This window comes from Mycobacteroides abscessus ATCC 19977 (assembly GCF_000069185.1).
GTDB lineage: Bacteria > Actinomycetota > Actinomycetes > Mycobacteriales > Mycobacteriaceae > Mycobacterium > Mycobacterium abscessus.
Map to the genome: position 1 here is coordinate 2,778,930 of NC_010397.1, position 24,829 is coordinate 2,803,758.

27 protein-coding genes are annotated in these 24,829 nt (G+C 65.4%); 10 read left to right on the top strand and 17 right to left on the bottom strand.

What is annotated here, in order from left to right; genetic code table 11:
* The first annotated feature begins 97 nt into the window (after nt 1-97).
* The 3 genes from acnA to MAB_RS13865 are packed head-to-tail and all read left to right on the top strand — an operon-like array spanning nt 98 to nt 4,001.
* Nucleotides 98-2,887: an aconitate hydratase AcnA gene (gene acnA / locus MAB_RS13855; protein ID WP_005075957.1), complete on the top strand. Its 2,790-nt coding sequence runs from the start codon at nt 98-100 to the stop codon at nt 2,885-2,887.
* Nucleotides 2,888-2,914: 27 nt separating this feature from the next.
* A complete protein-coding gene (locus tag MAB_RS13860; RefSeq protein ID WP_005075960.1) occupies nt 2,915-3,487 on the top strand; it encodes a TetR/AcrR family transcriptional regulator in 573 nt (190 codons plus the stop codon).
* Nucleotides 3,471-4,001, top strand: coding sequence for a DinB family protein (locus tag MAB_RS13865; RefSeq protein ID WP_005111272.1), 531 nt, complete (start codon nt 3,471-3,473; stop codon nt 3,999-4,001). Before MAB_RS13860 ends, MAB_RS13865 begins: the two co-directional genes overlap by 17 nt.
* On the opposite strand, the gene MAB_RS13870 is transcribed toward MAB_RS13865, so the two are convergent.
* The 8 genes from MAB_RS13870 to MAB_RS13905 form a co-directional block, all read right to left on the bottom strand.
* Nucleotides 3,998-4,609: a hypothetical protein gene (locus MAB_RS13870; protein ID WP_005111273.1), complete on the bottom strand. Its 612-nt coding sequence runs from the start codon at nt 4,607-4,609 to the stop codon at nt 3,998-4,000. The two genes, MAB_RS13865 and MAB_RS13870, sit on opposite strands and share 4 nt — an antisense overlap.
* 37 nt (nt 4,610-4,646) lie before the next feature.
* Nucleotides 4,647-5,294 (bottom strand): AMIN-like domain-containing (lipo)protein, encoded by a 648-nt coding sequence (locus MAB_RS13875; RefSeq protein ID WP_005111275.1) that lies wholly within the window; start codon nt 5,292-5,294, stop codon nt 4,647-4,649.
* Nucleotides 5,295-5,358: 64 nt separating this feature from the next.
* On the bottom strand, nt 5,359-5,541 hold the full coding sequence (locus MAB_RS13880) for a helix-turn-helix domain-containing protein (RefSeq protein WP_005057849.1): 183 nt from the start codon (nt 5,539-5,541) through the stop codon (nt 5,359-5,361).
* A 118-nt stretch (nt 5,542-5,659) separates the two neighbouring features.
* Nucleotides 5,660-7,288 (bottom strand): ABC-F family ATP-binding cassette domain-containing protein, encoded by a 1,629-nt coding sequence (locus tag MAB_RS13885; RefSeq protein WP_005057848.1) that lies wholly within the window; start codon nt 7,286-7,288, stop codon nt 5,660-5,662.
* A 39-nt stretch (nt 7,289-7,327) separates the two neighbouring features.
* On the bottom strand, nt 7,328-8,137 hold the full coding sequence (locus MAB_RS13890) for an enoyl-CoA hydratase (protein WP_005057847.1): 810 nt from the start codon (nt 8,135-8,137) through the stop codon (nt 7,328-7,330).
* Nucleotides 8,138-8,214: 77 nt separating this feature from the next.
* Nucleotides 8,215-8,949, bottom strand: coding sequence for a VC0807 family protein (locus MAB_RS13895; RefSeq protein ID WP_005111279.1), 735 nt, complete (start codon nt 8,947-8,949; stop codon nt 8,215-8,217).
* Nucleotides 8,950-9,000: 51 nt separating this feature from the next.
* A complete protein-coding gene (gene trxA / locus MAB_RS13900) occupies nt 9,001-9,354 on the bottom strand; it encodes a thioredoxin (protein ID WP_005093515.1) in 354 nt (117 codons plus the stop codon).
* A gap of 43 nt (nt 9,355-9,397) precedes the next feature.
* Nucleotides 9,398-10,525, bottom strand: a complete 1,128-nt coding sequence (locus MAB_RS13905) for an NADH:flavin oxidoreductase (RefSeq protein WP_005111282.1) — start codon at nt 10,523-10,525, stop codon at nt 9,398-9,400.
* 181 nt (nt 10,526-10,706) lie between these two features.
* Between MAB_RS13905 and MAB_RS13910 the strand changes: the two genes are divergently transcribed.
* The 3 genes from MAB_RS13910 (at nt 10,707) to MAB_RS13920 (ending at nt 12,727) form a co-directional block, all read left to right on the top strand.
* The gene (locus MAB_RS13910; RefSeq protein ID WP_005111283.1) at nt 10,707-11,348 is read left to right on the top strand and encodes a DUF5666 domain-containing protein; all 642 of its coding nucleotides are present in this window, start codon (nt 10,707-10,709) and stop codon (nt 11,346-11,348) included.
* Between the two features lie 6 nt (nt 11,349-11,354).
* Nucleotides 11,355-11,849: a GNAT family N-acetyltransferase gene (locus MAB_RS13915; RefSeq protein ID WP_005082269.1), complete on the top strand. Its 495-nt coding sequence runs from the start codon at nt 11,355-11,357 to the stop codon at nt 11,847-11,849.
* Between the two features lie 107 nt (nt 11,850-11,956).
* Nucleotides 11,957-12,727 (top strand): DUF5666 domain-containing protein, encoded by a 771-nt coding sequence (locus tag MAB_RS13920; RefSeq protein WP_005082270.1) that lies wholly within the window; start codon nt 11,957-11,959, stop codon nt 12,725-12,727.
* Here the strand turns inward: MAB_RS13920 and MAB_RS13925 are convergent.
* Genes MAB_RS13925 through MAB_RS13955 form a run of 7 tightly spaced genes read right to left on the bottom strand, consistent with a single transcriptional unit; the run spans nt 12,724 to nt 18,978 of the window.
* Nucleotides 12,724-13,068: a metal-sulfur cluster assembly factor gene (locus tag MAB_RS13925; RefSeq protein WP_005057839.1), complete on the bottom strand. Its 345-nt coding sequence runs from the start codon at nt 13,066-13,068 to the stop codon at nt 12,724-12,726. The genes MAB_RS13920 and MAB_RS13925 overlap by 4 nt on opposite strands.
* Nucleotides 13,065-13,517: a Fe-S cluster assembly sulfur transfer protein SufU gene (gene sufU, locus MAB_RS13930; protein WP_005082271.1), complete on the bottom strand. Its 453-nt coding sequence runs from the start codon at nt 13,515-13,517 to the stop codon at nt 13,065-13,067. Before sufU ends, MAB_RS13925 begins: the two co-directional genes overlap by 4 nt.
* Nucleotides 13,517-14,761 (bottom strand): cysteine desulfurase, encoded by a 1,245-nt coding sequence (locus MAB_RS13935; protein WP_005111284.1) that lies wholly within the window; start codon nt 14,759-14,761, stop codon nt 13,517-13,519. The genes sufU and MAB_RS13935 overlap by 1 nt, the downstream gene beginning before the upstream one ends.
* A gap of 2 nt (nt 14,762-14,763) precedes the next feature.
* On the bottom strand, nt 14,764-15,528 hold the full coding sequence (gene sufC / locus MAB_RS13940; protein ID WP_005057836.1) for a Fe-S cluster assembly ATPase SufC: 765 nt from the start codon (nt 15,526-15,528) through the stop codon (nt 14,764-14,766).
* A gap of 27 nt (nt 15,529-15,555) precedes the next feature.
* Complete coding sequence (gene sufD, locus MAB_RS13945) at nt 15,556-16,752, bottom strand: Fe-S cluster assembly protein SufD (protein WP_005082273.1); 1,197 nt, start codon at nt 16,750-16,752, stop codon at nt 15,556-15,558.
* Nucleotides 16,753-16,755: 3 nt separating this feature from the next.
* Entirely contained in the window at nt 16,756-18,183 is a 1,428-nt protein-coding gene (sufB, locus tag MAB_RS13950; RefSeq protein WP_005057833.1) for a Fe-S cluster assembly protein SufB, read from the bottom strand.
* Between the two features lie 57 nt (nt 18,184-18,240).
* Nucleotides 18,241-18,978: a helix-turn-helix transcriptional regulator gene (locus MAB_RS13955; RefSeq protein WP_005093525.1), complete on the bottom strand. Its 738-nt coding sequence runs from the start codon at nt 18,976-18,978 to the stop codon at nt 18,241-18,243.
* A gap of 132 nt (nt 18,979-19,110) precedes the next feature.
* On the opposite strand from MAB_RS13955, the gene mptB reads away from it, so the two are divergent.
* From mptB to MAB_RS13975, 4 genes are all read left to right on the top strand, one after another.
* Nucleotides 19,111-20,913 (top strand): polyprenol phosphomannose-dependent alpha 1,6 mannosyltransferase MptB, encoded by a 1,803-nt coding sequence (mptB, locus tag MAB_RS13960; RefSeq protein WP_005111288.1) that lies wholly within the window; start codon nt 19,111-19,113, stop codon nt 20,911-20,913.
* Nucleotides 20,894-21,754, top strand: coding sequence for an ABC transporter ATP-binding protein (locus MAB_RS13965; RefSeq protein WP_005093526.1), 861 nt, complete (start codon nt 20,894-20,896; stop codon nt 21,752-21,754). Before mptB ends, MAB_RS13965 begins: the two co-directional genes overlap by 20 nt.
* Nucleotides 21,751-22,548, top strand: coding sequence for an ABC transporter permease (locus MAB_RS13970; RefSeq protein ID WP_005111291.1), 798 nt, complete (start codon nt 21,751-21,753; stop codon nt 22,546-22,548). The genes MAB_RS13965 and MAB_RS13970 overlap by 4 nt, the downstream gene beginning before the upstream one ends.
* 69 nt (nt 22,549-22,617) lie before the next feature.
* The gene (locus tag MAB_RS13975) at nt 22,618-23,604 is read left to right on the top strand and encodes a COX15/CtaA family protein (RefSeq protein ID WP_005111294.1); all 987 of its coding nucleotides are present in this window, start codon (nt 22,618-22,620) and stop codon (nt 23,602-23,604) included.
* Here MAB_RS13975 and MAB_RS13980 read toward each other — a convergent pair.
* Both MAB_RS13980 and MAB_RS13985 read right to left on the bottom strand, forming a co-directional pair.
* Entirely contained in the window at nt 23,557-24,522 is a 966-nt protein-coding gene (locus MAB_RS13980) for an ATP-grasp domain-containing protein (RefSeq protein ID WP_005115940.1), read from the bottom strand. The genes MAB_RS13975 and MAB_RS13980 overlap by 48 nt on opposite strands.
* Nucleotides 24,504-24,815 (bottom strand): hypothetical protein, encoded by a 312-nt coding sequence (locus MAB_RS13985; protein WP_005130196.1) that lies wholly within the window; start codon nt 24,813-24,815, stop codon nt 24,504-24,506. Before MAB_RS13985 ends, MAB_RS13980 begins: the two co-directional genes overlap by 19 nt.
* Between the last annotated feature and the right edge of the window lie 14 nt (nt 24,816-24,829).

Here is a 24,829-nt window from a genome sequence, read left to right on the forward strand (position 1 = left end):
GGTGGCGCCTCCGGAACCCCGCCTGGCACAGCCCGCCGGCGGGTGGCCTTCGAGCTTTGGAGCTGATGTGACTAGCAGTCCTAACAAGACGGAATCGGTGAATTCCTTCGGCGCGCGCGGCACTCTGCAGGTTGGCGACGAGTCGTACGAGATCTTCCGACTCAACGCCGTACCGGGCACCGAGAAACTGCCCTACAGCCTGAAGGTGTTGGCAGAGAACCTATTACGCACCGAAGACGGCGCGAACATCACCAAGGACCATGTCCTGGCGCTGGCCAACTGGGATCCCTCGGCCGAGCCGAGCGTGGAAATCCAGTTCACCCCGGCCCGCGTGGTCATGCAGGACTTCACCGGTGTGCCCTGCGTGGTCGACCTGGCCACCATGCGTGAAGCGGTCGCCGCCCTCGGTGGCGATCCGGACAAGGTGAACCCGCTGTCCCCCGCCGAGATGGTCATCGACCACTCGGTGATCCTGGACGTCTTCGGCACGGCCGACGCCTTCGAGCGCAACGTCGAACTCGAATACGAGCGCAACGCCGAGCGCTATCAGTTCTTGCGTTGGGGCCAGGGCGCTTTCGACGACTTCAAGGTCGTCCCGCCGGGCACCGGCATCGTGCACCAGGTCAACATCGAGTACCTGGCCCGCACCGTGATGGTGCGCAACGGCCAGGCCTACCCCGACACCTGTGTGGGCACGGACTCGCACACCACCATGGTCAACGGCCTGGGCGTGCTCGGCTGGGGAGTCGGGGGTATCGAGGCCGAGGCAGCCATGCTGGGCCAGCCGGTCTCCATGCTCATCCCGCGCGTCGTCGGCTTCAAGCTCACCGGCGAGATCCAACCGGGTGTGACCGCCACCGACGTGGTGCTGACCGTCACCGACATGCTGCGCAAGCACGGCGTGGTGGGCAAGTTCGTCGAGTTCTACGGCAAGGGTGTGGCCGAGGTACCGCTGGCCAACCGCGCCACGCTGGGCAACATGAGCCCGGAATTCGGTTCTACCGCAGCGATCTTCCCGATCGACGACGAGACCATCAACTACCTGCGTCTGACCGGTCGCGACGAGGCACAGCTGGCGCTCGTCGAGGCCTACGCACGTGAGCAGGGCATGTGGCACGACGCCGATCACGAGCCTGCTTTCTCGGAGTACCTCGAGCTGGACCTGTCCACCGTCGTCCCGTCGATCTCCGGACCCAAGCGTCCGCAGGACCGCATCGAGCTGTCCGATGCCAAGAACGCGTTCCGCAAGGACATCCACAACTACGTCGAGGAAAACCACCCGGCGCCGCACACGAACCTCGATGAGGCCGTTGAGGAGTCATTCCCGGCAAGCGACTCCGCGGTGCTGTCCTTCGCCGAGGATGACGCCGTCATCCCGTCGGCGGCCAATGGCGGCGAGGGTCGCCCGTCCAAGCCGGTCAAGGTGACGTCCGCCGAGCGCGGCAACTTCGTGTTGGACCACGGCGCGGTGGTGGTCGCGGGCATCACGTCCTGCACCAACACCTCCAACCCGTCGGTCATGCTGGGCGCCGCCCTGCTGGCCAAGAAGGCCGTCGAGAAGGGCCTGACCACCAAGCCATGGGTCAAGACCAACATGGCCCCCGGGTCGCAGGTCGTCACCGACTACTACAACAAGGCCGGTCTGTGGCCGTACCTGGAGAAGCTGGGCTACTACCTGGGCGGCTACGGCTGCACCACATGCATCGGTAACACCGGCCCGCTGCCCGACGAGATCTCCAAGGCCATCAACGACAACGACCTCTCCGTGACCGCGGTCCTGTCCGGTAACCGCAACTTCGAGGGCCGCATCTCCCCCGACGTCAAGATGAACTACCTGGCCTCCCCGCCGCTGGTCATCGCCTACGGCATCGCCGGAACCATGGACTTCGACTTCGAGACCGATCCCCTGGGCAAGGATCACGACGGCAATGACGTCTTCTTGAAGGACATCTGGCCCAGCGCCTCGGAGATCGAAGAGACCATCGCCTCGTCGATCAACCGTGAGATGTTCACCAGCTCCTACGCCGATGTCTTCAAGGGCGACGAGCGCTGGCGCGGGCTGCCCACCCCGGAGGGCAACACCTTTGCGTGGAGCGACGATTCGACGTACGTGCGCAAGGCGCCCTACTTCGATGGCATGCCGCTGGAGCCCACGCCGGTCACCGACATCAAGGGTGCGCGTGTGCTGGCCCTGCTCGGCGACTCGGTGACCACCGACCACATCTCGCCGGCCGGTTCCATCAAGTCGGGCACCCCCGCCGCGCAGTACCTCGACGAGCACGGTGTGGAGCGCAAGGATTACAACTCGCTGGGCTCACGCCGCGGCAACCACGAAGTGATGGTGCGCGGCACCTTCGCGAACATCCGCCTGCGCAACCAGCTGCTCGACGACGTCTCGGGTGGATACACTCGCGACTTCACCCAGGATGGCGGACCACAGTCGTTCATCTACGACGCGTCGGTGAATTACCAGAAGGCCGGTATCCCCCTGGTGGTGCTGGGCGGTAAAGAGTACGGATCAGGCTCGTCCAGGGACTGGGCGGCAAAGGGCACGCGTCTGCTGGGCGTCAAGGCCGTCATCACCGAGTCGTTCGAGCGCATTCACCGGTCGAATCTCATTGGTATGGGTGTCGTCCCGCTGCAGTTCCCGGCCGGAGAGTCCGCGGCCTCGCTGAAGCTGGACGGCACCGAGACCTACGACATCAGCGGAATCGAGAAGCTCAACGAGGGCTCGACGCCGAAGACCGTGCAGGTGACCGCTACCCGCGAAAACGGCGAGACGGTTCAGTTCGACGCCGTGGTCCGGATCGACACCCCCGGTGAGGCCGACTACTACCGCAACGGCGGCATCCTGCAGTACGTGCTGCGGAACATGCTGGCCGGTTAACCCCGGCCAGGACTAGGGGCCAACACAGTGCCGCGCGTTAGCGAGGATCACCTCGCGGCTCGTCGCCGCCAGATCCTCGATGGCGCGCGGCGCTGTTTTGCCGAGTACGGCTATGACGGCGCCACGGTGCGCCGTCTTGAGCACACCATCGGCATGTCGCGGGGCGCGATCTTCCATCACTTCCGCGACAAGGACACCCTGTTCTTCGCGCTCGCGCGCGAGGACGCCGAACGGATGGCGAATGTGGCTAGCCGTGAGGGTCTGGTGCAGGTGATGCGGGACATGCTCGCCGATCCGAGTCAATTCGATTGGCTGGCAACCCGTTTGGAGATCGCCCGGAAGCTGCGCAACGATCCGGAGTTTCGGCGGGGCTGGAACCAGCGTTCCGAAGAGCTCAACACCGCTACCTTGGCGCGGCTACAGCGCCAGAAAAAGGCGGGCAGACTGCGTGAAGACGTGCCCAGCGAAGTCATCCTGGGTTATCTCGACCTGGTGCTCGACGGTCTGGTGGCCCGCCTGGCCGCCGGCGAATCGACAGAGAGCCTCAGCCGGGTGCTGGATCTCGTGGAGGACTCGGTGCGACGTGCCGATCACGCCTGACACCAAGGACTGGACCTGGGTCCTGGAGAGCCGTTGCGGTGAGTGCGGATTCGATCCGGCCGCAACATCATTCGATCAGATACCACACATCGTCCGGGAGAATCTGGCGGCCTGGCAATCAGTGCTGGCCGGCCCCGACGTGCACCTGCGCCCCGACGAGCAGACCTGGTCGGCACTGGAGTACGGCGCGCATGTCCGCGATGTGTTCCGCATCTTCCTGACACGGCTGCGGCTCATGTTGGCCGAGGACGACCCGCTGTTCGAGAATTGGGACCAGGACAAGACTGCGCTCGAGGACCGCTACGCCCAACAAGACCCCGCGACAGTTGCCGACGAGCTTGCCGCGGCCGGTGAAGCCGTCGCCGCCGCATTTGCCGCGGTGCCGCTCAGCGCGTTACAGCGGCGCGGAACGCGAAGCAATGGCTCGGTTTTCACCGTCACCACGCTCGGGCTGTACTTCGTGCACGACCCGGTGCACCATCTCAACGATGTTTCCCGCCCGGCCGCGGATTAGTGCGGGAAGTCGATCACCGCGCGTGCGGGCGTATCGGCGACATAGACCACCGGGCATTTCGATGCGTGCGCAGCGACCTTCCATGCCAGCACGCCATTGCGGTCTTTGAAGATGTCGGGGTCTTGCATGAGGCGGGCCGATCGCACCACCGGTGAGCCGGGCGGCGCCCCGAGGTCATCGGGCTGCGGAAAGGACTTGACCCGTTGGTTCTCCGGGCGGTCGAAGCTGCCCATCACCGTGTCGTGCGCCGCGGCGCCACGGAACGCCACCGCGTATCCCCCATCCACGGGCGTGACGGAAAACGGCGGTGCCTGCCAGTAGGTCACCGGCCCCACCGGCGGTGCCAGCCTGTTCGGCCCGAAGACAAAGGTGACCCGATCTACGTCATCGAGGGTTTCGATGCGCACATCGTGCAGGATGTTGGCGTAGTTCTCGGCACCGCCGTCGGTCAGGGTGGGGCAGGCGGGCGCGGCCCCTGCCTGCGGGACAGGCACCAACGAGCCGACTACTAGTACAAGCGGTACCAGGTATCGATACATGAGTAGCGAATGTACGGCGTCCGCCACGAAATTGTCGGCATTCGGCTGCGTCTTGTCCGTGGTGGTCAAGCCCGAGCCAGCACGTGGTGACCCGTCACAAATACCGTTAGTGCGGCAGATCCACCACAAGCCGTGGCGGGTTGGTCAGGGTGCTCACTTGGGGACAGCGCTGCTTGTTCAGCCCCAGCGCCCACCTGACCTTGCCTTCGAAATCCTCACCTTGCTTGGCCTCCGCAAGAACCGGGAAGTCCTTGGGCTTGATCTCGTTGGGCCCCGGGTAGGAGCGGATCGGTTTGTCGGCTTCGTGGGCGGCGGCGCCGTCGAAGAGCACACCGAGCAACGCATTTCCCGCGACTACGACATGGTCGCCCTTAGGCCCCGCAGACACACTCGCCGGGCTGTCCACCGAGTACTTGGGAACCACCAGCTCATCCAGCGGCACCTTGTTCTTGGGATCGGCCTTGGGGTCCGGCCCGAATTCGAAGGTGACCCTGTCGTAGTCGTCTTGCTTTCCGACTCGGACATCGCGGAGCAGCGGGGCCACGTTCTTGCCGCCGCCGCCGCCGCTGACCGTCTCGCACGCGGTAACCCGGAAGGTCTCCGGCGCCGGCGTCGTCGTTTGCGGCAGCGCAGTCGTCGTGGCCACCGGCGACACCAGCTCGCCCAGCTGGCGTGTCTGGCCGGCACAACCGGATGCCGTCAGCGCCGTCAGCGCCAGTACTCCGATGTTCCGGATACCGCCTTGTCCTCGCATCGCACCACGGTAGCAACAATTGTCGCCCGAAAGCTCAACGGGCACACTGCGTGTCGAAAGCCAACTAGACCTTGCGGCCGCGCCGATTCGGGCCTCCGCGGCCGCGCAGGACCACGCCCGATTCCACGAGCGCGCGGTGCACGTAGCCGTACGATCGGCCCGTTTCCGCGGCGAGCGTACGAATGCTCGCCCCCTTCTCGTATCCGGCCTTCAGCTCGGCACGCTCCTCGTCGCGCGTTTTGGCCATCGCGACCTCTCTCCCGACTCCATTCCACAGCCCTGCTGGGCAGCTCGACCCGGTTGCACCATAGCGCAAATGTGATCACGCATGTGCACGAGACGCGGTAGGAGGGGAAAGAAATAGGTTAGGCCAGCTCGATGAGGTCCCGATACTCGTCCGACCAGTAGTCCTCGGTGCCATCCGGCAACAACACTACGCGTTGCGGGTTCAGTGCCTCGGCGGCTCCGGGGTCATGCGTCACCAGCACAACCGCACCGAGGTAACTGCGCAGCGCGTCCAGAACCTGCTCACGCGAGGCCGGGTCCAAGTTGTTGGTCGGCTCGTCGAGCAGCAACACATTCGCCGTCGAGGCCACCAGTCCGGCCAGAGCCAGCCGGGTCTTCTCACCGCCGGACAGCGTGCCCGCCAGCTGCTCCAGCTGGGGACCACTGAACATGAACGCGCCCAGGATTCCGCGCAGCTCCTGCTCTCCCGTATCCGGAGCGGCGTGACGGATGTTCTCCCAGACTGTCGCGTGATCGTCCAGGGTGTCGTGTTCCTGCGCGAAATATCCGAGTTTGAGACCGTGCCCCGGTTCCAACTCGCCGGCGTCGGCGGTCTCCACGCCCGCCAGCAGCCTCAGCAGCGTCGTCTTGCCGGCGCCGTTGAGTCCCAAGACCACGACCCGGGAACCACGATCGATGGCCAGATCCACCCCGGTGAAGATCTCCAGCGACCCGTAGTTCTTGGTCAGCCCCTTGGCCACCAACGGCACCCGCCCACACGCGGCCGGAGTGGGGAACTTGATGCGGGCCACCTTGTCGGCCACCCGTTCCTCGTCGAGCCCCGACAACATCTTCTCGGCGCGGCGCAACATATTCTGCGCGGCAACGGCTTTGGTGGCCTTAGCGCCCATCTTGGCCGCCTGGGTGCGCAGGGCTGACGCCTTCTTCTCCGCGTTGGCGCGCTCCCGGCGGCGGCGCTGTTCATCCAGCGACCGCGCGTCCAGATACTTCTGCCAACCCATGTTGTAAACGTCGACCTCGCCGCGTACCGCGTCCAGGAACCACACCTTGTTGACGACGTCCGCGAGCAGCTCGACGTTGTGACTGATCACCACCAGCCCGCCATCGTGATTTTGCAGAAAGCTACGCAACCAGCCGATCGAGTCCGCGTCCAGGTGGTTGGTCGGCTCATCGAGCAGCAGTGTCATGCTCGAGCCCGCGCCGCCTTCGGACGCACCGAAGAGGATCCGCGCGAGCTCGACACGGCGGCGTTGCCCGCCGGAAAGCGTCCGCAGCGGTTGAACCAGAATCCGCTCGGGCAACCCGAGACTCGAGCAGATCCGGGCGGCTTCACTCTCGGCGACATATCCGCCCAGCGAGGAGAAACGCTCCTCCAACTGCCCGTAGCGGCGCACCGCTTTATCGCGCTGGTCGTCGTCGGCCAGCTCGGCCATCAGTGTCTGCTGCTTTTCCATCTCGCTGATGATGGTGTCCAGGCCGCGCGCCGACAGCACCCGGTCACGAGCCAGCAGATCCAAATTTCCCTCTTTGGGATCCTGTGGCAGATAACCAATTTCGCCAATCCGGGACACCGAGCCGGCGTATGGTTCACCCTCGCCGGCCAGAATTCTCATCGAGGTGGTCTTGCCGGCCCCGTTACGGCCCACCAGACCGATGCGGTCACCGGGCTGAATACGTAACGCGGGGCCCGGCGCGTAGACGAGCGTGCGGGCGCCGGCGCGGACCTCGAGGTCCGTCGCGGTAATCACTACTTACTCCTTGGATGCTGGGTGCGTGCCGGGCACGTCTCAGCGCTTGTCTCTGAATTCCGCCGGCCGCTTCTCCTTGCGCGCGGCGGTGGCTTCTTCGAAGTTGTCGGTGAGTAGCCGGACATATAGCTGGCCCAGGCCCTCTTGGTGCATATGACTTTCCAGGCTAGCGGCGTCCAGCCCACTCCAAATCGTGCGCTTGGTCAACTCGATTCCCGGACGGGAGAACCCGGCGATGCGTTCCCCGATCGCGTAACACTCTTCCAGCAGCGACTCGGACGCCACCTTCCGGGATACCAATCCGATGCGTTCGGCCTCGTCGGCGTCGACGTCGCGGCCGGTCAACATGATGTCAGAGGCGCGCGAGGTGCCGATGGCGCGGGGCAGCAGATAGCTCAGACCCAGTTCGCTGGCGGTCAACCCGTTGTTGATTCCGGCCGCCCGGAAGTACGCGTCCTGCGAGGCCACCCGGACGTCGCACGCCAGCGCCAGGCATAGTCCGCCGCCGATGGCCGCACCGTTGATGGCCGCGATCACCGGCTGATGCATGCGGCGCAGCGTGAGGATCACCTCGTCGAGCAGTTCCATGGAACGCAACGCGATGGTGGGCTGGGTCAGTCCGCCGATATGCGGAATGGGGCCGGCCGACTTCTGGTCGGCGCCCGAACAAAAGCCCTTACCGGCGCCCGTGATCACGACGGCGCGCACGTCATTGTCGTGGCTGATATCGACGAGCATCTGCTTGAAAGGCAGCATCACGTCGAACGCCATGGCATTCATCCGCTCGGGCCGGTTCAGGGTGACCAGGGCAATTTCCGGACGCGGACGGTCCACCAGGACGAAACTCATGAATCCATATAACCGACCGCGCCGGGCTGCACCAAATCGCTGTGCCGCCGCACGTGCGGCCATGCCATACGGAGCGGTCAGCCGGCCCGGACCGGATTCTCGGCGCCGCTGCCGAGAACGGCAGACCGCTCGGCGGCCGATTGGTCGGACCGGCGGACAAACCGTTGCAGCAGGGTTACCGCGCTGGCAATGGAGACGATCAGAAGGGTGGGGCCGATCGCGACGATCAGAAGCTGCGACACGTCGACCGACAACGTGAAGATCAGGAAGACGGCCAACACCGGAAACATGCCGCAGAGCAGGCCCAGCCACAGGCAGATGCGTGTGTGCAGTGCGTGCCAGTCCGCGACATCCCGCTCCGTCCAGCCACGGCCCGCCAGTGCTCCATCGGCAAGCTTCGGCGAGATGGCGCTCGCGAACTTTTTGGATGCAGGCTTGCGCAGCAGCGCACTGACGACCAGGGACCATACGATCATGGAAACCGGGATGAGCTCGGTGACCTGCACAATGCGGGGGTTCTTGGTGGTGAATGCGACCGTCAGCGAGCACGCGGCCGCGACGATCACCAACCCGTTCACCGGCTCGAACTTGCGTTTGATCACCATGTTCAAGATTCCCTGCAGGACGGCGGTGATGATCGCGCCCGCGAGCGCGAGGTAAGGCGTTACCCCGAACGCGCGAAGGGCGTAGTACGCGATAAGCGGCGGAAGGGTGTTTATCGCGGTGGTCTTGACGTACTCCCGCAGGCTGGTCGGCGCGTCCACACCTTCCGAGAGAGGTGTTTCGCCGTCGACTGGAACATGACTACCCACGGTAAGTAAGCGTAGCCTACACTTACTTACCGTGGGTGGCTCCGCGCTTGGTTAAGCCTCTTGCTCGCGTAGCGCCGCCTCGACGTCCAGGTCCCTCACCTGCTGTACCAAATCGGCCAACGACGCCGGAGGCAACGCGCCCGCCTGGTTGAAGACCAACTGCCCCTGCTTGAACGCCATCAGCGTGGGAATCGAGCGGATATTCGCCGCCGACGCCAGAGCCTGTTCGGCCTCGGTGTCCACCTTGGCGTGCACCACATCGGGGTTGGCTTCCGACGACGCTTCGAAGACCGGGCCGAACTGACGGCACGGTCCACACCAGGACGCCCAGAAGTCGACCAGCACGATGTCGTTGTCGTGGATCAGGTCATTGAACGCGTCAGCGGTGATGTCACGTGTTGCCATGTAGTCCTCAACGTTGCCGGAGTGCGCGATGTTCCGCCGGCGGTCAGTAGAGCGCCGACAGTGCCTTGCCGATATTGAATCCGACGAATTCGCCCTGCCTGCCGGACCGCAGCTTGTTCACCCACTCCGGGTCCGACAACAGCGCCCGTCCGACCGCGATGACGTCGAACTCGTTATCGGCGAATTGACGCAGCACCGCCTCGACAGGTGCAGGTTCGATATCGCGCACCTCCGAAGGTTTGAACTCCGTCTGCAACCCGACCGAGCCAACGGCGACGGCCGGCAGGCCGGTGAGTCGTTTGGTCCAGCCCGCCAGGCTCAACTCTCCGTCGGCGCCCGCCAGCTCCGGGAACGCGGGCACATAGTGCCGACGGGTGGACGGATGAAAGACGTCCACACCCGCATCCACGAGGGGCGCCAGCAGGCCTTCCAGTTCCGCGGGGCTGTCGGCCAGCGTCGCGGTGTAATCGGCCTGCTTCCACTGCGAAAACCGGTACAGGATAGGGAAATCCGGCCCCACAGCGGCACGTACCGCACGCACCACCTCCACCGGGAACCGCAACCGCTGCGCTGCCGAGCCACCGTAGCCGTCGGCGCGAACGTTGGTCCGCTCCCACAGGAACTGGTCGAGCAGGTAGCCGTGGGCACCGTGCAGTTCGACCGCGTCGAACCCGGCGGCCTTGGCGTTGCGGGCGGCCTCCGCGTACTGCCCCGCAAGCGGGGCGAGCTCACCGGTCTGCAACGCGCGCCCGCGGGGCGACGCGTCACCGGCCAAACCCGACGGGCTCACCGACTCCACCCCGGGGTTGAACTCCGGATCGACACCGCGCTCCACACCCTGATGCCAGAGCTGTGCGGCGATCACCGATCCCTCCCCATGCACCGCATCGGTGACGGCCGACCACCCCGCCAGCGAATCAGCACCGGCCAGCCGCGGCACATTCGACTGCCCACCGGCGGCATCATGCGGGATGAAGACGCCCTCGGTGATGATGAGGCCGACACCACCAGCCGCGCGACGCCGATAGTAGGCGGCCACATTCTCTCCCGGCACACCACCGGGCGAGGCCGACCGCGTCATCGGCGCCATCGCGAATCGGTTGGGCGATGTCATCGATTTGACAGCGAAGGGCTCGAAAAGGGGCGCTACGTCTGGTCTCACGTCGGTCACGAGGTGTCAAACTACGCCGTCACCGCATCCATTCCAGATAACGTGGTCAACCATGTCACCAAACCTCAGGCCCCGGCCCGCGTTCCTGGTGATCGCCAGCGCGGTCCTGTTGTCGAGCACGGCATGCGGCGGGTCCCAGGACAAACCCACGGTGTCATCCCCCGGCCCCGCTTCGACCACTGTGACACGTCACGCCGGCGGGCATGACCGGGCCGGCGGGCTCATCTCGGCGGTAAGCGGGCACACCGTGCAAGTGGCTACGCCCGACGGCGGCACCGCAGATATCGACTTCAACACCATGACCAAACTCACCGAGGTGCGGCCGGGAGAGCTTTCCGATGTGGTGGTCGGCAGCTGCGTGAGCGTACTGTCGGCGCCCAGCGCGGATACCGACGACGTCACCGCGCAGCGGGTACTGATCAGTGCCGCCGAGGACAACAAGTGCGCCGCCGACACACCACCCGGCGGTGCGCCACCTCCCGGCATACCCCAGACACCGCCTCTCCCGGGGCCGGAGGGGCCGCCACCGGGCGCGCCGGCCCCATTCGGCGGGCCGAATGTGCAGGGCGGGGTCGCCTCCGTCAACGGCAACACCATTGTGGTGACCAACACCAACCCGAGCGCGGGGTCGGCGATACAGACCAATGTCACGGTGAACGACGACACCAAGTACGACAAACGCCAGCCCGCAGAGGCCATCGCCATCACCGCCGGCAAATGCGCTGACGCCCGGGGCACCAAGGACGGCCAGGGCGTACTGCAGGCCACCAAGATCGACCTCGGTCCCGCCGTCGATGAGAGGTGCGGACCGCCACTACGGTGAATACGTATGGATATCCGCCATGCGAAGCCGTCCGATCATTCGGCCATCAAAGACGCCATCCCGCAGTGGTGGTCGGGTTCACGCACCCCTGCACAGGCACGCGAGCTCAGCCTGTTGGTGCCCCCGCTGTTTCTTCAGCATTTCGGCTCCACCAGTTGGGTGGCCGAAGACGGGGGCACATTGGCAGGGTTCCTGATCGGGTTTCATTCGGCAGATCACGGCGATCAGGCGTACATACATTTCGTCGGCGTCGACCCCGCACACCGCGGCCAAGGGGTGGGACGCCACCTCTACGACCTGTTTTTCACGCAGGCTCGAGATGCCGGGCGCAGCGTCGTCAAAGCGATCACCTCACCACGCAACACCGCATCAATCCGGTATCACGCCGCGCTCGGATTCGTACTGCAACCGGGAGACAAGGAAGTCGGAGGCGTACCGGTCCACACCGATTACGACGGACCCGGAGAGGATCGCGTCTGTTTCATCCGGCGGATCGCGTGAGGCGGCACGCCATGACATCCACAGCAACTTCGCACACGGGCCGGAGCCCGACCCCAGCCGCGGTAAGCACGCTGAGTTGTCCCATTCGCCGATCACGGAGAGCATCAATGACCCCCACCCAGACACTTGCCCAACCACGATTCGCCCGCGGGGCGCTGCTGGCATTCGCCGGCCTGACAGCATTCTCGGTGGCGGCGTGCGGCACGCACGGCGACACCAATGCCGCCTCGACACGTTCATCGGCGCCCACCACATCGTCGTCGGCCCCCCACGGCGAGCACAACGAGAAGGGCCACGTCAGCGGCCTCATCGTGTCGGTGTCGGGTAACAGCGTCGAAGTGACCAAGCAGAACGGCAACGCGACCGTCAGCTTCGGTCAATCGACGAAAGTCTCCGAGATCTTCGCGGCGCAGCTATCGGATGTCACGGCGGGCAGCTGCATCGCCGCTATGACACCACCGGACTCCAACCCGCCAACCGCCCGTCGCGTCATGATGTGGCCGTCCGCGGACGGTAGTTGTGTGCGCGAACATCCGAAGGAACAGCAGTCCACCTCTCCCGCCCCGACGTCCGGCAAGCGCCCCGAGCATGAGGGCATTCGCGGCACCGTGGCCTCGGTCAGTGGAAACGCCATCACGGTGACCGGTACGGATCCGAACGGCACAGCCACCGGCCCCACCACCGTGACCGTCAACAACGACACAACGTATGCCAAACGGGCCCCGGTGGATCAAAATGCGATCGCCACGGGCAAGTGCATGGCCGCGCACGGCACCGACGACGCGTCCGGAAACCTGCAAGCCACGTCGATCACGCTGCGTGCGGCGCGGGACGGCTCATGCGATGGCGGCGGCCACGAAGGCCATCACCAGCGCTAGACGGTGAAGCCGAGGGCCCGGAGCTGCTCCCGACCATCGTCGGTGATCTTGTCCGGGCCCCACGGCGGCACCCAGACCCAGTTGATCTTGATCTCTTTGACAAGTCCCGCGCCGACGAGGGCGTTACGCGACTGGTCCTCGATCACATCGGTGAGCGGACATGCCGCCGACGTGAGGGTCATGTCGATGACCGCGACCTTGCCGCTCTCGCTCTCCTCGACATTCAGCCCGTACACCAGGCCCAGATCGACCACGTTGATACCGAGCTCTGGGTCGACGACATCGCGCATCGCCTCCTCGACATCTTCGAGAAGCTTTACTTCCTCTGATACCTCGGTCATCGCTTCACCTCGTGATGTTCTATTGCCTGTACCAACGCATCCTTGAACGCCATCCATCCTAGGAGCGCGCACTTGACGCGGGCCGGATAGCGCGAAACACCGGCGAAGGCAATGCCATCGCCGATGACGTCCTCGTCGCCGTCGATGGTCCCGCGCGACGAGATCATCTCGTTGAATGAGGCCACCGTTTTCAGTGCCTCGTCCACTGTCAACCCGATCACCTGATCGGTCAGCACCGACGTGGCGGCCTGGCTGATCGAGCAACCCTGACCGTCATAGGACACGTCGGCGATCTTGTTGTCCTGCACAAAGACCCGCAGCGTCACCTCGTCGCCGCAGGTGGGATTCACATGGTGTACCTCGGCCGCGAACGGCTCACGCAGCCCGCGATGGTGCGGATGCTTGTAGTGATCCAGGATGACTTCCTGGTACATCTGCTCCAGACGCATTATGAAAAGAACTCCTGTGCGCGGCGAACACCGGCGGTCAGCCGATCGACCTCGTCCAGGGTGTTGTACACCGCGAAAGATGCGCGGGCGCTGGCCGCTATGCCGAATCGACGGTGCAGCGGCCACGCACAATGATGGCCGACCCGCACCGCGACGCCCTCGTCGTCGAGCACCTGTCCTAGGTCGTGCGCGTGAATACCGTCCACCACGAAGGAGACCGCCCCACCGCGATCGAGGTTGTCCGTGGGGCCGATGATGCGGACGCCCTCGATGCCGGCAAGCCCGGCGAGCGCCGCGGACACCAACTGATGTTCGTGTGCGGCAACGGCTTCCATACCCACCGCATTGAGATAATCGACGGCCGCGCCCAGGCCCACCACCTGGGAGGTCATCGGCACACCTGCCTCAAATCGTTGAGGCGGCGGTGCATAGGTGCTGACCTCCATGGTCACCGTCTCGATCATGGAGCCGCCGGTGATGAACGGGGGCATAGCCTCCAGCAGCGCACGCCGGCCATACAACACCCCCACCCCGGAGGGGCCAAGCATCTTGTGTCCGGAGAACGCCGCGTAGTCCACCCCCAGCTCCCGGAAGTTCACCGACATGTGCGGGACGGACTGGCAGGCATCGAGAACCACCAGGGCGCCAACGGCCTTCGCACGTCGCACCAGTTCTGCCACTGGCGCGACGGCACCCGTCACATTCGACTGATGGGTGAATGCGACAACCTTGACCGCTTCGGTGAGTTCCAGCGAGTCGACATCAATACGGCCATCGTCAGTCACGCCAAACCACCTCAGGGTGGCGCCGGTGCGGCGGCAGAGTTCCTGCCACGGAACCAGATTCGCGTGATGCTCGAGTTCGGTGACGACGATCTCATCGCCCGGTCCCACCGCACGATCGAACCTGTTGTCACCGAGGGTGTAGGCCACCAGGTTCAGCGATTCGGTCGCGTTCTTGGTGAACACGATCTCGCCGTCGTCGACACCCACGAACCGGGCAATCGCATTGCGCGCGCCCTCGTAGGCGTCCGTCGCTTCCTCCGCCAGCTGATGTGCGCCGCGGTGCACGGCCGCATTGCGCTCGGTGAGGAAACGGCGTTCGGCGTCGAGCACTTGCACCGGGCGCTGCGAGGTGGCCCCGGAATCCAGATACGCCAGCGGTTTACCACCGCGCACCGTCCGACTCAGGATCGGGAAATCATTCCTGATCGCGGTGATATCGAGCGGCACAGTGGCCGTCACGGTCAGGCTCCCACCGCTTGGGTGAAGCGCACATAGCCGTTCTCCTCCAGCTCGTCGGCCAGCTCGGGGCCACCGGACTCGACGATGCGGCCGCCGACGAAGACATGCACGAACTGGGGCTGGATGTACCGCAGAATCCGGGTGTAGTGCGTGATGAGCAAGATGCCCCCATGCTCACGCTCGGCGTAGCGGTTCACACCCTCGGACACAATGCGCAGCGCATCAACGTCCAGGCCGGAGTCGGTCTCATCGAGTACCGCGATCTTCGGCTTGAGCAGACCCAATTGCAGGATCTCGTGGCGCTTCTTCTCGCCGCCGGAGAAGCCCTCGTTCACGCTGCGCTCTGCGAAGGTGGAGTCGATCTCCAACTCCCCCATGGCCTCCTTGACTTCCTTGACCCAGTGGCGCAACTTCGGAGCCTCACCGCGTACGGCGGTGGCGGCGGTACGCAGGAAGTTCGACATCGACACGCCAGGCACCTCGACGGGGTACTGCATCGCCAAGAAGAGACCCGCCCGCGCTCGTTCATCGACCGAGAGCTCCAGGACGTCCTGACCGTCGAGGGTGATCGATCCGGACGTCACCTCGTATTTGGGGTGTCCGGCGATGGCATAGGACAGCGTCGACTTGCCGGAGCCGTTGGGCCCCATCACGGCGTGAGTCTCTCCCGAGTTCACGGTCAGGTTGACGCCCTTGAGGATCTCGATCGACTCGCCCTCCTTGGGCGAGATGCTGACGTGCAGATCCTTGATTTCTAGCGTGGTCATGAGTTGCTTTCTATCTACGAGTTCGACTTAGTTCGCGTTCGCTTGCAGTTCTTGTTCGATGGCCTCGGTGAGGCGGTCTCGCACCGACTCGATCCCGATGCGGCCGATGATGTCCTGGAAGAAGCCACGCACCACCAGGCGGCGGGCGTCTTCTTCGGGAATTCCGCGCGAGCGCAGGTAGAACAGCTGCTCGTCATCGAATCGGCCGGTGGCACTGGCATGTCCGGCCCCGGCGATCTCCCCGGTCTCAATCTCCAGGTTAGGCACCGAGTCCGCCCGCGCCCCGTCGGTGAGGATCAGGTTGCGGTTCAGCTCAAAGGTGTCGGTTCCGGTGGCCTCGGCGCGGATGAGCACGTCGCCGATCCAGACGGTGTGCGCGTCGGGCTTATCCGAGGACGGATCTCCCTGTAGGGCTCCCTTGTACACAACATTCGACTTGCAGTTCGGCTGGGCATGGTCGACCAGGAGCCGGTGCTCGAAGAACTGCCCCTCATCCGCGTAGTACAAGCCCAGCAGTTCGGCATCGCCGCCCGGCGCACCGAAACGGACGGTGCCCGTCAGCCTCACCACATCTCCCCCCAAGGTGACCGCGATATGCCGAAGCACGGCGTCCTTGCCGAGTTTGGCGTGGTGGGTTGTCACGTGGACGGCGTCGTCGGCCCAGTCGGCAATGGAGACCACCGTCAGGCGCGCGGCGTCGTCCAATACAAACTCGACATTCTCGGCGTACGTTCCGCTGCCGCGATAGTCGATCACCACGGCCGACTCGGACAATGCACCGGCGCGAACCTGCGTGTGGCCGTACGCGACCTGCCCCTGGCCGGGCCCGCTGAGGCTGATTTCGATCGGGTCGGCGACGACTTGCTGCTTGCCGACAGAAACCACGGTCGCCGTCGAGAACGACGAATACGCCTGTGCCGCGACACGATCCGACGGGATACCGCCCTGGCCCAACCTGTCATCGGAGCGCTCGACGGTTTCGACCGTCACACCGCCGGACGCGTTCACGGCCACGGGAGCCGCCGCCGTCGCCACCGCGGTCCCGTCGTGCAGGCCGCGCAGGCGCCGCAGCGGGGTGAACCGCCACAACTCGTCGCGACCGCCGGGCACCTCGAAGGCGTCGACATCGTACGAGCTGAACAGCTCGCCCTTGTTGATGCCCGTACCCTCTACGGCCCCAGCGAGATTCGATCCACCCGGGGTGGAATCAGTGAGATTCGACATGCGTTAACCGACCGCGCCTTCCATTTGCAGCTCGATGAGGCGGTTGAGCTCGAGCGCGTACTCCATGGGCAATTCCTTGGCGATGGGTTCGACGAACCCGCGCACCACCATGGCCATCGCCTCATCCTCGGTAAGGCCGCGGCTCATCAGGTAGAACAGCTGATCCTCGCTGACCTTGGACACCGTGGCCTCATGGCCCATCGTGACGTCGTCCTCGCGGATGTCGACGTAGGGGTAGGTGTCGCTGCGGCTGATCGTGTCAACAAGCAACGCATCGCATTTCACCGATGAGTGCGAACCGTGCGCACCCTTGTTGACCTGCACCAGACCCCGGTACGAGGCACGTCCGCCGCCGCGAGCCACCGACTTGGACACGATCGTGGAGGACGTCTTCGGAGCCAGATGCAGCATCTTGGCGCCGGTGTCCTGATGCTGCCCCTCGCCGGCGAATGCCACCGAAAGCACCTCGCCCTTGGCGTGCTCACCGGTCATCCAGACCGCCGGATACTTCATGGTGACCTTGGACCCGATGTTGCCGTCGATCCACTCCATGGTGGCCCCGGCCTCGGCACGGGCGCGCTTGGTCACCAGGTTGTAGACGTTGTTCGACCAGTTCTGGATCGTCGTGTACCGGACGCGCGCATTCGGCTTCACGATGATCTCCACGACGGCCGAGTGCAGCGAATCCGACTTGTAGATCGGCGCAGTACATCCCTCGACGTAGTGCACGTAGGAACCCTCGTCGGCGATGATGAGCGTCCGCTCGAACTGGCCCATGTTCTCGGTGTTGATCCGGAAGTAGGCCTGCAGCGGGATGTCGACATGCACACCCGGCGGCACGTAGATGAACGAGCCGCCCGACCACACCGCGGTATTGAGCGCGGAAAACTTGTTGTCGCCGGCGGGGATCACGCTGCCGAAGTACTCCTTGAAGATCTCCGGATGCTCACGCAGACCCGAGTCGGTGTCCAGAAAGATGACACCCTGCGATTCGAGGTCCTCACGGATCTGGTGGTAGACGACCTCGGACTCGTACTGGGCTGCGACACCGGCTACCAGCCGCTGCTTCTCGGCCTCCGGGATACCCAACCGGTCATAGGTGTTCCTGATGTCCTCGGGCAGATCGTCCCAGGACGCCGCCTGCTTCTCCGTCGAACGCACGAAGTACTTGATGTTGTCGAAATCGATGCCATCGAGGTTGGACCCCCAGTTCGGCATGGGCTTCTTGTCGAAAGTACGCAACGCCTTCAGGCGGATGTCCAGCATCCACTCGGGTTCGTTCTTCTTTCCCGAGATATCGCGGACCACGGCCTCGGAAAGCCCGCGCTGAGCGCTTGCCCCCGCGACGTCGGAGTCCGACCAGCCATAGCCGTAATTGCCCAGCGACGCAATGGTTTCGTCCTGGGTCAAGACCTCACGTTCGAGGGTCATCGTGACTCCTTCTACTCGTTTGACATCCGGCGCGGGCTGGGCACCGGGACTGGGCTGTTAGGCAGGCGGTGACGTCTGCATCGGCACATGGGTGGTGCAGGCGCAGTCGCCGTTGGCAATGGTCGCCAAACGCTGTACATGTGTTCCCAACACCGCGGCGAAGGCCTGCTGTTCCGCCTCGCACAATTCCGGGAATTCCGCGGCGACATGCGACACCGGGCAGTGATGCTGACAGATCTGCACCCCTTGCAGAAATCCACCGGACCCACCCACCTTCTGGGTGGAGGCGGCATACCCCGCGCGGGTGAGCGCGTCGGCCACCTGGCCGACAGCCGCCGGGAGGTCGTCCTGAGGCGCTCCGATCGTCAGATCCCCCAGGATCGTGTCGATGCGGCGCCGCGCGAATGTGCGCACCGCCTCGTCACCGCCAATTTCACGCAGCTGGCGCATGGCCGCCGAAGCCAGATCGTCGTAGGCGTGGTTCAGCTTGGCGCGGCCATCGGCCGTGAGCTGAAACCGCTTGGCCGGACGACCCCGGCCGTGATGCTGCCAGGCCGCAGCGGGATGTGCGACGGCGTCACCGGCGTCGATGAGCGCATCCAAGTGCCGACGCACGCCCGCGGCCGACAGGCCGAGCCGTTCGCCGATCTCACCTGCGGTGATGGGCCCCGATTCGAGGAGCAGGCGAACCACCGCCGCCCGGGTCTGCCCCTCGGTGGATGCGGCCGGAGCAGCGTTCAGCGACGGCGCTGCCGTGGCGGCAGTCCCTGCTGACGTACCCGGACCGAATTTCACAACACCAGTGTGACGCAATTCGGAATGCCACGTCTAGCAAGGGTTACCTATGTTGAGCGGCAGCCCACCGGGTGGACAGGCCCGTCCGACTGGTTCCGCGGCGCGAGCATGGCGGGCCGATACGCTGCTGGTGTGTCGGTACGTGGGCAATGGCTGAGCTCGTCGCTCTCGCATCTGCATGACGATGAGCGCTCGTCGGCTCCACTCAATGAGCACGAACTCACCGCCATGAACCGGACGCGTTTGTTCGGCGCCACCGGAACCGCCCTGATGGCGATCGGAGCGCTCGGAGCCGGCGCCCGCCCGGTGATCCAGGACCCGATCTTCGGGGTTCGGCTACTCAATCTGCCGTCGCGAATCCAGACGGTGTCCCTGACCATGACAACCACCGGCGCGGTGATGATGACGCTCGCCTGGTTGATGTTGGGCCGCTTCGCGATCGGCAGCCTGCGCAACAAAGGTCCGGACGGTCGCCCGGATGGGCCCAGAGGTCCGGTGCGCAGGATGTCCCGGGGCCAGCTGGACCGGACCCTGCTGCTGTGGCTCCTGCCGCTGCTCGTCGCGCCGCCGATGTACTCCAAGGACGTCTACTCGTATCTGGCACAAAGCCAGATAGCGCGACTCGGCAAGGATCCGTACACCGAGGGCCCGGCAGCCGCCCTCGGGCTGGACCACGTGTTCACGCTCTCGGTGCCGAGTCTGTGGCGAGAAACACCTGCCCCGTATGGTCCGCTGTTCCTGTGGATCGGTAAGGGCATCTCGTGGCTTACCGGCGATGACATCGTCGCCGGGGCGCTCTGCCATCGGCTGGTCGAACTTCTCGGCGTGCTGCTGATCATCTGGGCCACGCCGCGCCTGGCCCAGCGCTGCGGCGTGGCGGAGGTCAGCGCGCTCTGGCTCGGAGCCGCCAATCCGCTGCTCCTGATGCACCTGATCGCCGGAATTCACAACGAGGCCCTCATGCTGGGCCTGATGCTGGCCGGCACCGAACTGGCCATGCGGGGTGTTGATTCCACCCATTCACTCGCCGGCGTACGACACTGGCCGCGCAGCCACGCTCAGTGGGCCAGCTGGGCACCTCTCGGGAACCTGCTGGCCGGAACGCTGCTGATCACCGCATCATCACAGGTCAAGCTGCCCTCCCTGTTGGCGCTGGGCTTCGTCGGGATGGCGCTGGCGCGCAGGTGGGGCGGCGGGGTTCGCGGCCTGTTCCAGGCCGGGACACTGTTGGGCGCTGTCACCGGAGCGTGCACGGTGCTCATCGGATGGGCCAGCGGGCTCGGGTTCGGGTGGATTTACACACTGGGTACGGCCAACGCGGTACGCAGCTGGATGTCGCCGCCCACGCTCGTCGCGCTGGGTACCGGACAAGTCGGCATCCTGCTCGGCCTGGGTGATCACACGACCGCCATCCTGTCGCTCACCCGCGGCATCGGCATCGGCATCATCGCGATCGCGGTGTCCTGGCTACTGTTCGCCGTGCTGCGTGGGCGCCTGCATCCCGTGGGCGGGCTGGGCGTAGCCCTGGGCATCACCGTCCTGCTTTTCCCGGTCGTGCAGCCCTGGTACCTGTTATGGGCGATCATCCCGCTGGCTGCCTGGGCCACCCGCCCCGCCTTCCGCGGCACCGCGATCGGGATAACGCTGCTCGTGGGCATTTTCGGGCCCACCGCCAACGGCGACAGGTTCGCCCTGTTCCAGATCATCGACGCCACTGCGGCGAGCGCCATCATCGCCCTGCTGCTGATCGCTATCACGCACGACTATCTGCCGTGGCGTCGGCTGCCTAACGGTCACCAAGAGGCGCCGCTTACGCTGACTGACCGTGACGCAACCATCGACCAGGACAGCACCACCAGTGCGGATGCGGTCGGTGACCAAGCGATACGGGACGGCCGCGGCTCCGATCACAGCGTTGGACAGCCTGGACCTTGAGGTCCACGCGGCGCAGGTCTTCGCCTTGCTCGGCCCCAACGGCGCGGGAAAAACCACGACCGTCGAACTATGCGAAGGCTTTCTGCATCCCGATGAGGGCACCGTCGAGGTACTCGGCATGGACCCGGTCGCGAAGAACTCCGCCGTACGCTCGCGCATCGGGGTCATGCTGCAAGGCGGCGGCGCCTACCCCACCGCACGCGCCAGCGAGATGCTTGGACTGGTGGCCTCGTACTCCGCGAATCCCCTTGACCCACAATGGTTATTGGACACACTGGGCCTTACGGATGCCGCCCGCACCCCGTACCGGCGGCTGTCGGGCGGGCAGCAACAGCGCCTCGCGCTGGCGTGCGCGCTCGTAGGCCGGCCAGAGCTGGTTTTTCTCGACGAGCCGACCGCCGGCATGGACGCGCACGCGCGGCTGGTGGTGTGGGAGCTGATCGACTGCCTGCGCCGGGACGGCGTCTCGGTGGTGCTGACCACGCACCACATGAAGGAGGCCGAGGAGCTGGCCGACCAGTTGATGATCATCGATCATGGTTCGGTGGTGGCCGCAGGTACGCCCTCGGAGCTGATGCAGTCCGGCGCCGAAAACCAGCTGCGCTTTGCCGCCCCTCCACGTCTGGACCTGACCCTGCTCACGTCTGCCCTGCCGGAGGGCTACAAGGCCACCGAGGTGACGCCGGGCGAGTACCGCGTCGAGGGCGTTGTCGACCCACAAGTGCTGGCCACGGTCACGGCGTGGTGCGCGCGGATGGACGTCTTGACCACCGACCTGCGCGTGGAGAAGCGCAGTCTTGAGGACGTCTTTCTCGATCTGACCGGCAGGGAATTGCGATGACCGACACCACCACACCCCGCTTCGATCCGGGCACCTTCACTCCCGATCCACGGCCGAGCGCCGTCCACACCATGCTTTTCGCGCAGTTCTGGCTGGAACTCAAGCTGCTTCTGCGCAATGGTGAGCAACTGCTGCTGACCATGTTCATCCCGATCACCCTCCTGATCGGATTGACGCTGCTGCCGCTGGGGCAGTTCCCCGGCTCGCGCACCGATATCTTCGTGCCCGCCATCATGGCGCTGGCTGTCATCTCCACTGCCTTCACCGGACAGGCCATTGCCGTCGGGTTCGACCGCCGTTACGGCGCCCTGAAACGTCTGGGAGCCACCGCCTTGCCGGTATGGGGAATCATCGCGGGCAAGGCGCTGGCCGTGGTGACGGTCGTCGTGCTGCAGGCTGCGGTGATCGGTGCGATCGGTGGCGCGCTGGGTTGGCGCCCGCACCCGGTCGGCCTGCTAGTCGGCGCGGTGGTCATCGCGATCGGCACCGCGGCCTTCGTGGCGATGGGCCTGCTCCTGGGCGGCACGCTGCGCGCGGAAATCGTACTGGCCCTGGCGAATCTACTGTGGTTCATCTTTGCCGGCCTGGGAGCGCTGACACTCGAAGACGGCCGCACCACCGACGCGATTCCCCGCGCCGTGGTGCTGTTGGCGCGTCTTTCTCCCTCGGGCGCGCTGTCGGAGGCGCTCGCGGCCGCGATGACGCTGTCCGTGGACTGGTTCGCGATCGCCGTGCTCGCGGTGTGGGGTGCGCTGGCCGGCTACGGCGCGCTGCGCTGGTTCAAGTTCACCTGAGCCGAGGTATATCCACCCCGATACCCCAACTACTACAGGCTGTAGTTGGCGGTGGCATAGACTCAGCACGTGCTATATCGAGCATTTCTGCGGGTAGTCGATCTGCTGCCGATGCCAAGTTTGCGTGCGCAGCGCCTCATCGCCGCGGCAGTGATCCTCACCCAGGGTGGCATTGCCGTGACCGGAGCCGTCGTGCGGGTCACCGCCTCTGGTCTTGGCTGCCCCACCTGGCCACAGTGCTTCCCCGGCAGCTTCACCCCGGTCGCGGTGGCGGAGGTGCCGCGAATCCACCAGGCGGTGGAGTTCGGCAACCGGATGATCAGCTTCCTGGTGGTCATCACGGCGGCGTTGGCGGTACTCGCGGTGACCCGAGCGCGTCGCCGGCGCGAAGTGCTGGTGTACGCGTGGCTGATGCCCGCTTCGACGGTGTTGCAGGCCATCATCGGCGGCATCACGGTACGCACCGGACTGCTCTGGTGGACCGTCGCGATTCACTTGCTGGTCTCGATGGGCATGGTGTGGCTGGCAACCCTGCTGTACGTGAAAGTCGGTGAGCCCGATGTCGTTTCCGATCTGCCCAGCGTGCCCCCGCCGCCCGCACCACTGAGCCGGCTCACCGCATTGATAGGCGTGACGTTGGCCGCGGTCCTGGTGGCCGGAACGCTGGTCACCGGCGCCGGGCCGCACGCCGGCGACAAGAGCATCACCCGGGTGGTCCCCCGGCTGCAGGTCGAGATCACCACGTTGGTGCACCTGCACGGCACTCTGCTTATCGCCTACCTCGCGCTACTCCTGGGCCTTGGGTTCGGGCTGGCGGCGGTCGGCGTAACGCGGCATATCTGGGTGCGCTTCACGGTGGTGCTGGCACTCACCCTGGCACAGGCACTCGTCGGAGTGGTGCAGTTCTACACCGGAGTGCCCGCTGTTCTGGTAGCGCTGCACGTCGCGGGCGCGGCCGCATGCACAGCCGCCACCGCGGCGCTGTGGGCGGCGCTCACCACTCCGGAGCTAGCCGCGACCGCGCTGCCCAAGCGGGCCGAGGCCCAACCGCTCTAGCGCGTCCTCGACGCCGATCACGAACTTACGTTGGGCGAGGTCACGCTCCTCGGTCTCCAGCTGACGCCAGCCCAGGGAAGGCTCGACCAGCTCGAGTTCCAGCAGTCGCGGGTCATCGTCCGCCACCCCACCGATCACGTCGACGCGCGCATAGAGCAGGTCCGTCATCGCCACTCCGCACTGTGTCGCGGCCGCCGCGAGCGCCGCCGCGCCGAGCCTCCACAGCGCCGAGGTCGGCTTCACCGGTGCCAGTCGCTCGGAGTGGAACAGGCCCGACTCATCGACCTCTGCGGCAGTGCCCGGCGGAGGCAACAGCGCTGCCTTGGTAAACGCATGCGACGGTTCACCGTTGAGAAAGACCAGCGCGGTCTCTCCATGCTGATCGACCCGCGGATCGTAAGGCTGAATCAGCACGGTGCGCCCCTCGTCCTGCAGAGCCTCCGCGTGATTGCGCGCGGCCTCCGGGCAGGTGAAGCGGCCCGCGCCGCGAGATCCGCCCGCCACCGCAGGCTTGATGACGAGCTCGCCATCAGGCAGGACAATCGGCTCATCAGGGGCGAAGAACATGCTGGGCACAGTCGGAATGCCCGCTGCGGCAAGATCATTCAAGTAGCGTTTATCGATGTTCCAGCGCACCACCGGCAGCGGATTGAGCACATTGCGGACCGAGCCGGCCCATGTCAAGAATTCATCCAACCGTTCGGGGTAATCCCAGGTGGCGCGCAGAATTACCAGGTCGGCCTGCGTCATCTCCGGGTCATCCCAGGACAGCCACCGGGCATGCAGATCGCGAACACGCAGCGCGGCAACGAGTTCGGCGTCATCGCCATCGCCGGCGACGAGCTGTGGGCAACCGGCCAGAACAATGCGCGGATGGAAGATATCCGGCCGTCCCAGCCTTACGTCCGGGCGACCCACCCGGCCATCTTCTTGACGTGACCCGGCGCCGGAGTGGCAGTGCTGACCAGTTCACGGTCCCAGCCTTCGGCAACCTCAATGCCTTCGACGGCTGCCACGGCAGCACGCGCGGTGGCGAGGTCGGCGACCACCTGGTCACCGAGAACCCCGTCGGCGCCCACCAGAGTGATACGCACACCGGTCTCCCCGACCGGCTGCAAGACGGCCTTGGTAGGCATGTGGTGCGCCTTCACGAAGGCCGTCAGGGCGCGGTGCACGGTCGACGGCACCGTGGGCTTCGCTTCGTCAGACATGAGTAAAGACTACG